At 71.6% G+C, this 12,770-nt stretch carries 11 protein-coding genes; 4 read left to right on the top strand and 7 right to left on the bottom strand.

Translation table 11 applies throughout. The annotated features are described in order from the left end of the window. Positions 1 to 5 precede the first annotated feature (5 nt). Genes AB0I23_RS08300 through AB0I23_RS08275 form a run of 6 tightly spaced genes read right to left on the bottom strand, consistent with a single transcriptional unit; the run spans position 6 to position 6,392 of the window. Positions 6 to 1,055, bottom strand: a complete 1,050-nt coding sequence (locus tag AB0I23_RS08300; protein WP_359107974.1) for an aldo/keto reductase — start codon at positions 1,053 to 1,055, stop codon at positions 6 to 8. After that, a complete protein-coding gene (locus tag AB0I23_RS08295; protein WP_359107972.1) occupies positions 1,052 to 2,074 on the bottom strand; it encodes an ABC transporter ATP-binding protein in 1,023 nt (340 codons plus the stop codon). Before AB0I23_RS08295 ends, AB0I23_RS08300 begins: the two co-directional genes overlap by 4 nt. Further along, entirely contained in the window at positions 2,071 to 2,958 is an 888-nt protein-coding gene (locus AB0I23_RS08290; RefSeq protein ID WP_359107970.1) for an ABC transporter ATP-binding protein, read from the bottom strand. Before AB0I23_RS08290 ends, AB0I23_RS08295 begins: the two co-directional genes overlap by 4 nt. Then, positions 2,955 to 3,881, bottom strand: coding sequence for an ABC transporter permease (locus AB0I23_RS08285; protein WP_359107968.1), 927 nt, complete (start codon positions 3,879 to 3,881; stop codon positions 2,955 to 2,957). Before AB0I23_RS08285 ends, AB0I23_RS08290 begins: the two co-directional genes overlap by 4 nt. Before the next feature lie 3 nt (positions 3,882 to 3,884). Continuing rightward, a complete protein-coding gene (locus tag AB0I23_RS08280) occupies positions 3,885 to 4,814 on the bottom strand; it encodes an ABC transporter permease (protein WP_359107966.1) in 930 nt (309 codons plus the stop codon). Between the two features lie 3 nt (positions 4,815 to 4,817). Next, positions 4,818 to 6,392 (bottom strand): ABC transporter substrate-binding protein, encoded by a 1,575-nt coding sequence (locus tag AB0I23_RS08275; protein ID WP_359107964.1) that lies wholly within the window; start codon positions 6,390 to 6,392, stop codon positions 4,818 to 4,820. Between the two features lie 259 nt (positions 6,393 to 6,651). Here AB0I23_RS08275 and pdxA point away from each other — a divergent pair, with 259 nt between their 5' ends. From pdxA to AB0I23_RS08255, 4 genes are all read left to right on the top strand, one after another. Then, positions 6,652 to 8,991: a 4-hydroxythreonine-4-phosphate dehydrogenase PdxA gene (pdxA, locus tag AB0I23_RS08270; RefSeq protein ID WP_359107962.1), complete on the top strand. Its 2,340-nt coding sequence runs from the start codon at positions 6,652 to 6,654 to the stop codon at positions 8,989 to 8,991. A 76-nt stretch (positions 8,992 to 9,067) separates the two neighbouring features. Then, the gene (locus AB0I23_RS08265; RefSeq protein WP_359107960.1) at positions 9,068 to 9,862 is read left to right on the top strand and encodes a DeoR/GlpR family DNA-binding transcription regulator; all 795 of its coding nucleotides are present in this window, start codon (positions 9,068 to 9,070) and stop codon (positions 9,860 to 9,862) included. A gap of 5 nt (positions 9,863 to 9,867) precedes the next feature. After that, entirely contained in the window at positions 9,868 to 10,056 is a 189-nt protein-coding gene (locus tag AB0I23_RS08260) for a hypothetical protein (RefSeq protein WP_359107958.1), read from the top strand. After that, positions 10,053 to 10,586, top strand: coding sequence for a phosphotransferase (locus AB0I23_RS08255; RefSeq protein WP_359108043.1), 534 nt, complete (start codon positions 10,053 to 10,055; stop codon positions 10,584 to 10,586). Before AB0I23_RS08260 ends, AB0I23_RS08255 begins: the two co-directional genes overlap by 4 nt. A gap of 361 nt (positions 10,587 to 10,947) precedes the next feature. Here AB0I23_RS08255 and AB0I23_RS08250 read toward each other — a convergent pair whose 3' ends face one another. Continuing rightward, positions 10,948 to 12,708: an NlpC/P60 family protein gene (locus AB0I23_RS08250; protein ID WP_359107956.1), complete on the bottom strand. Its 1,761-nt coding sequence runs from the start codon at positions 12,706 to 12,708 to the stop codon at positions 10,948 to 10,950. Between the last annotated feature and the right edge of the window lie 62 nt (positions 12,709 to 12,770).

The raw sequence follows: 12,770 nt of genomic DNA, 5'->3' as shown, positions 1-12,770 counted from the left end.
GGGGGTCAGCGGTTGTAGGCGGGCATCGGGCCGCGCAGTGCGGCGCCGACCTTGTCGCAGGCTGCGGTCACGTCGGCGGACAGCGGCCCGGCCTGGGCGGCGTCGATATTCGCCCGCAGGTGGTCGAGGCGGGAGCCGCCGAGCAGCAGGGCGTGCACGTCGTCGCGGCCCAGCAGCCAGCGCAGCGAGAGGTCGGTGAGCGGGATCCCGGCCCCGTCCGCGATCGCGGCCAGCTGTTCGACGGCGGCGAAGAGACGGGGGTCCCAGTAGCGCTGCCGGTACATGGCGGCGAGTGCGGAGTCACCGAAGCGGCCATCGGCCGGGGTGTCGCCGAAGCGGTGGCGGCCGGTGAGCAGACCGCCGCCCAGCGGGTTGTAGACCATGGTGAACAGGCCACTGGTGCGGGCGTATTCGAGGTACTCCTCCTCGACGCGGCGGGCCAGCAGGTTGTAGAGCTGTTGCGCGATCACGGGCCCGGGTGCGCCGATCCGTTCGGCGGTGTGGACGACCTCCGAGATCTGCCAGGCGGCGAAGTTGGAGACGCCCAGGGCGCCGATCTTGCCCTCGGCGGCGAACTCGGCGACGGTGGCCAGGGTGTCGGCCAAGGGGACCGTACGGTCCGGCTGGTGCAGGTAGAACAGGTCCACGTGGTCGGTACGCAGCCGCCGCAGGCTGCCCTCCAGGGCGAGGCGCATGCCGGTGGGGGAGAGCGGTGAGTGGTCCCCGGTGTCGGGGTGCAGCATGCCCGCCTTGGTGGCGAGCACCATCCGGGCCCGCCGGGCGGGGGTGAGGGCATCGGCGAGGATGGTCTCGGTGACTCCGCCGACGTAGGCGTTGGCGGTGTCGACGCCGGTGATTCCGGCGTCGAGTGCCGCGTCGAGCATGGTCAGGGCGTCGGCAGGGCCGACGGTGTCGCCGAAGGTCATGGTGCCGAGTACGAGCCGGGACAGCGGTACGGGGACACCGGGCAGGGTGGTGCCGGCCGGGCCGGCGCCCGTCGACGGGGCGTCCGGCCGGAAGTTGTCCGTATGCGGGGTGCTGGTCATCTCACTCATTCCACGGTCCCCGGGGCGGCCGCCGCGTCGGCAGAAGCCCGGGGCCCGGTGTCGGTGTCGTTGCCCGTGCCAGTGCCTGTACGGGTGACGGTGCGGGTGTCATCGGTGGTGGTTCCGCCTGAGCAGGCGGCGACGACGTATCGCGGTTTACGCCCCCGCATGGCGGCCGGGTCGAGGGCGGCGCGGCGCAGCGCCCGGGTGTAGGGCTCGACGGGCGAGGCCAGGACGGCGCCGGTGGCGCCGCGCTCCACGATGCGCCCGGAGCGCATCACGATGACCTCCTCGCTGATCTCGCGGACCACACCCAGGTTGTGGGAGATCACGATGAAGGTGAGCCCGGTGCTCGCCTGGAGGTCCCGGAGCAGCGCCAGGACCTGCGCCTGTACGGAGACGTCCAGCGCGGAGGTGGCTTCGTCGCAGACGAGTAGTTCGGGGTCGCTGGCCAGCGCGCGGGCGATACCGATGCGCTGGCGCTGCCCGCCGGAGAACTCCGCGGGCCTGCGGTGCAGGGCGGAGCTGGGCAACCCCACCCGGTCGATGAGTTCGGCGGCGCGCCTGGACCGGGCGGTGCGGGACCGTTCACCGGCCAGCCGCAGCGGCTCGGCGACGATGTCCTCGGCGCTCAGGTGCGGGTCGAGGGATCCGTACGGGTCCTGGAAGATCATCTGCACCCGGCGACGGTGCGGGCGCAGCCGCCGCTCCGACAGCGCCCCCAGATCGGTGCCCTCCAGCAGGATGCGGCCGGAGGTGGGGCGGACCAGCCGGACCAGGGAGTGGGCCAGGGTGGACTTGCCGCAGCCGGACTCGCCGACCACGGCCAGGGAGGTGCCGCGTTCGACGGTGAAGGAGATGTCGTCGACGGCCCGGAACGTGCCGCCCGGGGCGGGGTACTCGACGACGAGGTTCTCGACGGTGAGGAAGGGGGTGCCCGCCGCCAGGTCGCGGGCAGTGTCGCCCACCGCAAGGTCGCCCGTCGTGCGGGCGTCCATCGATGGCGGGTTCATGGACGGCGTGTTCATCGGACGGCCTCCTCGTCGGCGGGAACGGCGGGAACGGTGCCAGGGGTCTCGTCCCAGGGGCCGAGAACGGGAACGCTGGCGAGCAGGTCGCGGGTGTACTGCTCGCGGGGTGCGTCGACCACCTGCTCGACGGGCCCGGATTCGATGAAGCGGCCGTCGCGCATCACATGAATCCGGTCCGAGACCAGCCGGGCCACTCCCAGATCGTGGGTGATCATCAGGATGCCGACGGCGGTGCGTTCCTGGAGCTCCATCAGCAGGTCCAGGATCCCGGCCTGCACGGTGACGTCGAGGGCGGAGGTCGGCTCGTCGGCGATGAGCAGGACGGGCTCGGCGGCCAGCGCGATGGCGATGAGGACACGTTGCAGCATGCCGCCGGAGAGTTGGTGGGAGTACGCCTTCCAGACGGCGTCCGGGTCGCCGATCCGGACCCGGGCCAGGAGTTCCAGGCCCTTGTCACGGGCCTGGCCGCGGCTCAGGGAAGGGTGGCGCAGGGCGATCGCCTCGCCGAGCTGGCGGCCGACACTGTGCACGGGGCTGAGCGCGGTCATCGGGTCCTGGGGGATCAGCGAGACTCGGCGGCCCCTGACCTTCGCGGCGGCACCGGGGTCGGCGACGACGTCCACCCCTGAGATCCGGGCCGAGCCGGAGAGCACGGCGAGCCCTTCGGGCAGCAGCCGCAGGATGCCCATGGCGGTGGTGGACTTCCCGGATCCGGACTCGCCGATGATGGAGACGGTCTCGCCCGCAGCGATCTGGAAGCTGACGCCGTCGACCGCGCGCACGACGCCGTGCGCGGTGAGCAGCTCGATCTGGAGGTCCTCGACGTCCAGCAGGGGGCGCTCGTTGGCGGTACCGGCCTCGGCGGTGACAGGGGTGTTCATGAGGTGACCTCTGCTGTTGGACGGCGGGTGCGGATACGGTCGCGAAGGCCGTCGCCGATCAGGTTGACCCCGACGACGAGCAGGACGATCACCAGGCCGGGCAGGGTGACCAGCCACCAAGAGGTGGTGATGTAGTCCTGGCCGTCGGAGATGATGCGTCCCCAGGTGGCGAAGGGACGCTGCGGCCCCGCGCCCAGGTAGCTCAGTGCGCTCTCCAGGAGCACGGCCTGGGCGAGGAGCAGCAGTACGACCAGGCTGGCCTGCCCCACGATGTTGGGCACGATGTGGCGCAGCAGGATGCCGACTCTGCGCAGACCCAGCACCCGCGCCGCGGCGACGTACGGTTTCTCACGCTCCACCAGCACCAGGGAACGGGTCAGCCGGGCCACCTCGGGCCACTGGGCGATGGCGATGACGGCGGTGATCACCGGTATCGAGGGTTCGAAGAGGGCCACCACCAGAAGCAGCATCATCAGCAGCGGCAGGGAGAGCTGGGCCTCCAGCAGACGGGAGACGACCGCGTCCACCCAGCCGCCGAAGTACCCGGCGGCGGCTCCGGCGGCCAGTCCGATCACTCCGGAGACCAGGACGGCGAGAACACCGATGGACAGGGAGACCTGCCCACCGTGCAGCACCCGGGACAGCAGGTCACGGCCGAGCTGATCGGTGCCGAAGAGGTGGCCGTCGGTCAGCGGGGCCAGCCGGCGCCGGCCCAGGTCCTGGTGGTCGGGGCCGGGCAGGGGCAGGACGGAGGCCAGCGCGATGGGCAGCACCACCAACAGGGTGCACACCGAACCGGCCCAGAGCTTCAGCCGGGAGCCGCGCCGCCGGCGGGTGGCGGAGGATCGGGCCTGCGCGGTGGCGCTGACGGCGCTGGGGCGTTCGGGAGCGGCCGGGCCAGGGGACTGGAGTGCGGTACTCATGGCTCAGGCCGCCTTTCCGAGGCGTACCCGCGGGTCGAGCAGCGGGTAGGCGAGGTCGATGAGGAGTTGTACGAGGACGGCGAGGGCCGCGGTGACCAGGACGGTGGCCTGGATCAGCGGGTAGTCGCGGGTTTCCAGGGCGCGGACCACCAGGGAGCCCACGCCGGGCCAGCCGAAGACGACTTCGACGACCACCACACCGTTGAGCATCCCCGCGAACCGGGTGCCGAGGGCGGTCAGCACCGGGATGGTGGAGTTGCCCATGGCGTACCGCCAGGTCAGAGCGCGTTCCGAGACGCCGCGCGAGCGGGCGACGGTGACGTACGGGGAGGCGAGGGTGGTCATCATCTCCCGGCGCACCAGCCGGGAGATCAGTGCCATCTGGAGGATGGCGACGGTGACGGTGGGCAGGACCAGGCCGCCCCAGGTGGTGAAGCCGGAGGCGGGCAGTACGGGGAAGAGCACCGCGAAGACGGTGAGCAGCATGACGCCGCTCCAGAAGTCCGGCATGGACTGCCCGGCGATGGTGACGACGTTGGCGCCCAGTTCGCGGGCGGTGTCGGCGCGGCGGGCCATCCACACCCCGAGTGGCACGGCGACGGCGGTGGTGAGCAGGATCGCGGAGGCGGCGAGGGTGATGGTGTACGGGAGCCGGTCCAGGACCACCTCCAGGGCAGGGGACCGGAAGGAGTAACTGGTCCCGAGGTTGCCGGTGACCAGGTCGCGGAGGAAGACCCCGTACTGGGTGAGCAGCGGCTTGTCGAGGCCGAACTGTTCGCGGATGCGCGCGAGGTCTTCGGTGGTGGCGGTGGGGCCGGCGTACGCGGAGGCCGGGTCGCCGGGGGCCAGGCGGACCAGGACGAACACGGTGGTGACGGTCATGAAGACGGTCAGCAGGCTCTGTCCGAGGCGCCGTGCCAGATAGCGGGGCATCGCTCAGCCCTCCAGGCGCACGGTGGCGAGGTCGTAGGAGTTGACGGACTGCAGTCCCAGGTCCTGGACGCGGCTGCGCCGGGCGGTGACCACATCGGGCACGAAGGCCCACAGCGCGGGCCACAGTGCCCAGATCTCCCGCTGTACGGTGCCCAGTTGGGCCAGGCGGCGGGCGGTGTCGGTCTCGGCCGAGGCGTTGGCGAGCGCGTCGGCGATCCGGGGGACGACGAAGCCCTGGTAGGTGTCGCGGGTCATCTCCTTCTCCGCGGTGCCGCCGAACATGCCCTGGAGGGTGGTGATGGCCTGGCCTGCGGGGCTGCCGTAGCCGTTGCCGAGGATGTCCCAGTCGCCGCGACGCCCCTGGCGCCACTGCAGGATGTCTCCGCCGGGTTCGAACTGCTGGAGGGTGGTGGTGACGCCGACCTCGCGCAGCATCTCCAGGACGGCCTCCATCACGGAGGTGTCGGCGGCGAACTCGCCGGTCTCCCAGATGATCTTCACCTTGAGGCCCCGGACTCCCAGCGCTTCCAGCATCTTCCGCGACTTGCCCGGGTCGTAGACGTACGAGCCGGTGCGTACCGCGCCCGCCAGAGCCAGTGGCACCACACCCTGCGCCCCCTCGGCGGAACCGGTGAGCACATCGCGCACCAGCGCCTGCCCGTCCACGGCCAGGCTCAGCGCCTGCCGGACCCGGGGGTCGGCCAGGGGTTCGCCCTTCTTCTTGCGGAAGTTGAAGAAGAGCTGGTTGATCCGGGTGCCGGAGACCCGCTCGATACGCACCCCGGGCAGCCCGGCGAGCTGGTCGGCGGAGTCGGGGGTGAGGGAGTCGATGACGTCCAGCTCCCCGGCGCGTATCGCCATCACCCGGCTCGACTCCTCGGGCACGAACCGCACCCGCACGTTGTCGATGCGCGGACGGGCGCCCCAGTACGCGGTGTTGCGGGCCAGGGTGTATTCGCCTGTGCCGCCGTTGGCGGACGTCACGATGTACGGCCCGGAGCCGACGCCGCCGGACAGTTCCTCGGGGCGGTTGGCCTTGGCAGGGGTGATGAGGATGTTCGCCATGAGGTAGTCGAGTACTGGCACGGGACGTTCGGTGCGCAGATGGAAGGTCCTTGAGTCCACCGGCTCGACGGTCGGCAGCTCCGGGAAGAGACCGGTGATGAAGGAGCCGTTCACCTCGCCGTACATCTTCAGGGCGGTGGCCACATCGGCGACCGTGACCGGGCTGCCGTCGGAGTAGCGCACCCCCGAGCGCAGCCGGACCGTCCAGCGGGTGGGTGCGGTGAGTTCGAAACGGTCGGCGAGAACCAGCTGGAGCTTGAGTCCCTCGCCGACCCGGGTGAGTGACTGGCGGACGGCGCGTTGCACGGTGAGGGCCGCGTCGAACTGGTTGAGCTTGTTGTCCAGACTGACCAGGGAGCGGTTGAACCCCAGACTGATCGTGCCCGGTCCGGGAGCCCCGGTCGGCCCGGCGCACGCCGATCCAAGACCGAGCGTGAGGCCGGCACCGGCTCCGGCGCCGATACGCAGCAGGGTGCGTCGGCTCAGGGGCGCACCGGTATCGAAACGGGTCATCGTTGACCTCTTGACATTTACGGGGGTTGCGTCTCGCTGACCCCGGTTGGTATCCACCGGCGGCGGGTGCCAGGTGTTTCGTGTCGGTCACCGTGACATGACGTGCGCGATATGCGCAAGGTCTCTCGCGCGAATCGCGCAACGTGTGTCAGTATCGAGAGCGCCCCGCCCGGCGGGACGCGCAGCCGTCCAGCGCGGGTCACCGGCGGTGCGACTTCCATCTCCACCAGCAGATGATTCCTACCCGAGGAGGGCCGTCTTGCCGCTCGGACCCGGTCAGCGGATACTCGCCGTCGCCGACGATCTGTCGGGCGCCGCCGAGACCGCCGCCGCACTGCTCTCGCGCACAACACGCACCCGAGTGCTGCTCGATCCGCGCACAGCCGCGTCTGCGCCCGCCGGCACCACCACCGTCTTCGACCTCGACTCCCGGCAGCTCTCCGCCGCCGGCGCCGCCGCCCGGATCACCGCCGTCATGACCGGAGCCGCCCCCGGCACCCTCGTCCTGAAGAAGGTCGACTCCCTGCTGCGCGGGAACCTCGCCTCCGAGATCGCCGCCCTCGTGGCCACCGGCCGGGGCGTACTCCTCGCCCCCGCACTGCCCACCGCCCACCGCACCGTCCGCGACGGCGTCCTGCACACCGACAGCGTTCCCCTGCACACCGGGCACGCCTGGCGCGCCGAGGCCACCCCGCCGCCGCGCTCGGTCGCCGAGGCACTTCGCGTCCCCGTTGCGCTCCTGGGCCTCACCGCCGTACGGGATTCCGCCCACCGCCTGCGCACCGCCCTGTGCGAAGCGCTCGCCACCGGCCTGCCCGTCGTCGCCGACGCGGAGACGGACGCCGACCTCGACGCGCTGCTCGCCGCCGCACTGGACGTCGACCCCCGTGTCGCTCTGGCCGGCTCCGGCGGACTCGCCCTCGCCCTGGGCCGGACGCTCGGCGGCGGGCCACCCGCGCGACTGCCCCCGCCCGGCCCCGCCGCCCGCCCGCTGCTCGTCGTCGTCGGCACCGCCGAACCCGTCGCCGCCGAACAGGTGCGGCGTCTGGTCAGCGACGGAGCGGCGCTGTACGCCCTGGACCCGCGGGCGGCGCACCCCGGCGACCCCCCGCCCCCGCTCCGCTCCGGCATCACCGTGCTCACCCTGCGCCAGAACGGCCCGCCCGACCCCGCCGCAGCCCGCGCCCTCGCCCAGAACCTGGCCCGTACCGCCGCCACCCTGCTCGACGCCGCCCCCGGCCCGGCCGACCTGGTGCTCACCGGCGGCGAGACCGCCCGCCGGGTGCTCGACGCCCTCGCCGTCCGCGAACTGCGCCCACTGGGACAGGTCCACCACGGGGCAGTATTCGCGGTCACCCCCGACGGCCGGAGCGTCGTCACCCGGCCGGGCAGCTTCGGCGACGCCGACTCGCTACGCGTCATCGCCCGCGCTCTGCGCAATCCGGCTGCCTGCACGCCGACGGCCCCACCTCCCGCCCCCGGCCGACCGGCCCCGAAACCCCGCCGCTCCTCTCACGACCACGCGAAAGGCACGTTCATGAATGCCACCCCCGCCGCTCCCGCCGACACCGCACCGACCGCCGCCGAGAACATCGACGCGCTGCCGGTCATCGCCGTCACCATGGGCGACGGCGCAGGGATCGGCCCGGAAGTGATCGTCCCCGCCCTGCTGGACCCCGGCACCCTGAGCCGTATCCGGCCCGTGGTCGTCGGCGACGCCGAGCGGCTGCGCCGGGCCGCGGAGCTGGTGGGACTCGCCGGCCAGGTGGAGATCGTCACCGTCGAAGGGCCTGCGGACGCCGAGTTCACCCCCGGCCGGATCAACGTCATCGACCTGGGGCTGCTCCCCGCCGACCTGCCCTGGGGCAAGCTCTCCGCGGTCGCGGGCGACGCCGCATACCACTACGTACGGGTCGCCGCCGAACTCGCTCTCTCCGGCGCTGTCCAGGGCATCTGCACCGCCCCCCTCAACAAGGAGGCCCTGCATGCCGGCGGCCACCTCTACCCCGGCCACACCGAACTCCTCGCGCACCTGACCGGCGTCGAGGAGGTGTCCATGATGCTGTCCACCGACACCGTCAAGGTCATCCACGTCACCACGCACATCGGCCTGATCGACGCGGTCAAGCGGATCGAACCCGGCCTGGTGGAGCGCACCGTCCGGCGCGGCCACGACGCCCTGGTGCGGGCCGGGGTCGAGCACCCGGTGATCGGGGTCTGCGGAATCAATCCGCACGCCGGGGAGAACGGGTTGTTCGGCTACGGCGAGGAGGAAGAGAAGATCGTCCCCGCGCTGGAGATCCTGCGCGCGGACGGTATCGACGCCCGGGGGCCACTGCCCGCCGACACCGCGTTCTTCCTCGCCGGCCGAGGCGACTACGACCTGATCGTCGCCATGTATCACGACCAGGGCCATGGCCCGGTCAAGATCCTCGGCCTCGAGGCGGGCGTCAACCTCACCGTCGGCCTGCCGGTGATCCGTACCTCCGTGGACCACGGCACCGCCTTCGACATCGCCGGTACCGGCACCGCCGATCCCGGTAGCATGATCGAGGCACTTCGGCAGGCGGCCGCGCTGGCCCCCAACCCCACCGGCTGACCCGCCACGCCCACCGCCACCGCCGCGGACGTCACGCTGCCGACTCAGATCACCACAGGACGGGGGCACATCCACCGTGAGTGTCACGGGTTCACGCCGTCGCGATCAGATCGTCCACCTCGCCACCACAACCGGACTGGCCAGCGTCGAGGAACTCTCGCGCACCTTCGAGGTCACCGCGTCCACCATCCGCCGTGACCTGGCCCGGCTGCACGGGGAGGGCCGGCTGGCCCGCACCTACGGCGGTGCGATGGCCCTGACCGCGCACCCCGAGGCGAACCTGCGCCAGCGCACGGGCGAGGCGTTCGACGCCAAACGGGCCATCGCACGCTGGGCCGCCGCCCGGATCGTCCCCGGCGAGAGTGTCTTCCTGGACGCCGGGACCACCGTGGGTGCCCTCGCCCATGAACTGCGCGGCCACAAGCCGCTCACGGTCACCACCAGCAGCCTGACCGCCCTTCAGGAACTCGGCGACGTCGACACCCTCGACGTCCAGTGCCTCGGCGGCACCCTGCGCCCGCTCAGCCAGAGCTTCATCGGCCCGCTCGCCGAGGCCGCCCTGGAGCAGATGACGTTCGACCGGGCGTTCCTCGGGACGGACGGGGTGACCGCCGAACACGGCCTCTGCGAGGCCGATCACCGCCAGACGCGGCTCAAGCAGCTGGTCGCCCGCCGCTCCCAGCGGGTGTACGTTCTCGCCCACGCCGCGAAACTGGGCCGCCGTCCCTTCCACGCCTGGACCCGGCTCGCCCCGCCGTGGACCCTGGTCACCGACACCGAAGCGGACCCGGAGACCGTCAAGGCCCTGCGTGGCCAGGGCGTCACGGTCACTCTGGTAAGGCTCGGTCAGGCCGACGGGGGGCCTGGGTAGCCGGCGTGCTGTTCGAGCAACAGCCGGGCGGTGTCTGCCATCGCTTCGTCGACCATTTCTCCTTCGAACGTGACCGCGCCCGCACCACGCCTCCACCCTTCCTCGACGGCCGCTACCAGCCGTGCGGCGCGGGCGAGTTCGTCAGCACCCGGCGAGAACACAGAGTTGATGACGGCGACATGGGAGGAGTCTGACGGCTCTTCACCGACCCGCTCCCACCGGGGCGCCCGTCGGTCGTGACCGCGGGGGGCCGCTGGCCGACCATGCCGAGCAGTTCGCCAAGCAGCTCGCCTCTGCCACCGAGCTGGGGCTGATCCCCGACCCGGACGCCGTCCGCGCGGTCTGGGAAGACGCCGCCGCGCCCGACTGGGCGGGCCCGGCACTGTGGCTCCATGGCGACCTGCATCCGGCCAATGTTCTCACCGCGGACGGCACCTTCTGCGGCGTGATCGACTTCGGCGACCTCTTCGCAGGCGATCCAGCCTGCGACCTCGCCGCCCCTTGGGTACTGCTGCCGGACGGCGCCGCCGACCACTTCTACGGGGCCTACCGGCCGGCCCCGGACGCCGCGACCTTGCGTCGCGCCCGCGGCTGGGCGGTGCTGCGCGCCCTCGTCTGCATCCTCATTGGAGATGCCGGCGTCCACGGCCGCCCCGGCGGCAAGCCGACCTGGGGCCCACCCGCCCACGTCACGCTGCGACGCCTCGTCGCAACAGCCAGCTGAACGACCGGGCCGAGCAGGCCGCCGGAGCAAGGTGGGCCTTTGGTGTTCTTGGTCAGCTCTCGCATTCAACCGTCATTAGATCCCGTGGATTGTGGGCGGGCACGGAGTTGATCCGCATCGTGGCGCGGACCCGGGATGGCGTGGCCGTTGTGTGTCCGGGCTGCGGCTGGTCCTCCGGCTGGGAGCACAGCCGGTACGTGCGGCACGTCGCGGACGAGGCGGTCGGCGGCAGACCTGTGGTGATCGATGTGTCGGCCGCGACGACGAGATCGCACAGGACCTGCGCGCGGGTATCGAGCAGGTCCGACATCGCTCGCTGTGACCAGCGCAGCAGGTCCCGCGCTCAGTGCCTGGCGCGGTGTCAGATGCGGTGGACCGTGTGCAGCTTCTTCGCGTAGGTGCCCGTGCCGTCCAGGAGCGAGGCGCCGCCCAGGTCGGACATGGTGGGTCCATGGATGGTCTTGCGGCTGGAGAGAAAACGGCGCTTGCCGGCCGTGTCCTTGCCCAGGTAGATGCCGACGTGGTCGACCGTGACCGTCGCGTTGTCGTCGCCCGAGTCGGCGTTGAAGAGCACCAGGTCGCCGGGCTGCAGCAGAGCTGCGGCGGGCGGGGCCGTGCCGTCAGTCGTCTGGTCGATGCGCACGCCGGGCGCGTAGTCGACCATGTACCGCGACTTGCGCGGGATGCGGGTCTCGGAGGTGTCCTCGCCCGCGGCCATCGGCACACCCATGTGGTAGCCGTAGACCATGCGCGTGTAGCCGGAGCAGTCGAGGTTGCCGACCTGCTTGCTCGACGGACCGGTGTAGGTGCCGTCGGGGAAGGTCCAGCCGACGTTCATGTACTCGTGGAAGTCGGCGCCCTCGTAGCGGTAGCCCTGCGGGTTCAGGTAGCCGTACCCCGACTCGCCCAGGACCTGCTTGTCCTTGGCCGGTCCGGAACCACTGGTCACCGCCGGCGCGCCGGCGAGGAACATCGCCGCGTACGCGAGGACGTCCGGCACCGTGGAGCCGGCCCAGCCACGGATGATCTGCTCCAGCGCCGGAGTCCAGGTACCGTTGAACGGCTCCGGGAGCACGCGCACCCAGTCGTCGTGTGTGACGCTCGGCGGCGTCGCCCAGTTGGCGGCGTCCACCTCGAAGCGGCTGACGAGCAGGTTGACCGGGAGGTTGGTGCAGTCGTCGTTGGCGAGCGCGCGCAGGCCGACGCGGCCCTTCTCGAAGGTGGAGTCGGTGACCTCCACTGTCCACGCGGATGGCTCTGTGGAGGAGGAGCGCCATGCCTTGACCTGGACGCGGGCGCCCTCGCGGCGCACCCGGATCGTCCAGTCGGTGCCCGCGGGCACGCCCGTGGCGAGGGTGACGACCGCGGTCAGCTGGGTGACCGTGTCGGCGACTTCCTTCTCGACACGCAGTTCGACCGCGCCAGACGTGAGGAAGGACAGCCGGGCCCGGTAATTGTTGTGGGTGTCCTGGTAGCCGAAGGACAGGGCGTACGAGCAGGCCTGGCCGGTGGGCACCTTGTCGAACCGGGCCACGGATCGCACATCGACGTCGGTGATCTCGTTGTCGCGCAGGGTGGCGTGGCGGCTGGCGAAGTCGGTGGTGAGGGCGATGATGCCGGTGCCTGGCACGACCGAGTAGTCGGTGTCGGCGGGGCCGAGGGTGGACCAGCTGCCGCCGCCCGGAGATGTGCCCCAGTACTGGCGGTCCGCGACCGGAAGGGACGTGTCCGGCAGCGTGCGCTGGAAGTCGTCCACGAACGGCTTCTTGTTCTCGGTGAACGTACGCGTCGGGCCGGGCAGGACGACGGTCCGAGCGCCGTGGGTCAGCAGCGCTACGCGATTGCCGCCGGAGGTGACCTCGGTGCGGGTCGCGGTCCCGGAGAGGACTGTGGCGGTGAGCGAGGCGTTCAGCGTCAACGGTGCGAAGTACGACGCGTTCAGCGGGGGCAGCGTCACGGATGAACGGGCCGAGGTCAGGCCGGCTGGGCCGGGGAAGGGCTCAACGGGGACGGGCGCCGGCCCGGCGGCCTGGGCCGGGGCGGCGACAAGACCGCTCAGCGGGACGGTGGCGGCCGAGGCCGCGAGGATGGCGAGCAGGCTGCGCCGTGAAGTGTGGGACATGAGGTCATGATCCGTGCAGGTCCGGTGAATGAGAACATCACCCCCGGCCAAAGCCCGTTCTC

It is taken from the genome of Streptomyces atratus, assembly GCF_040655115.1.
GTDB lineage: Bacteria > Actinomycetota > Actinomycetes > Streptomycetales > Streptomycetaceae > Streptomyces > Streptomyces atratus_D.
This window is presented reverse-complemented; position numbering and strand designations above follow the sequence as displayed.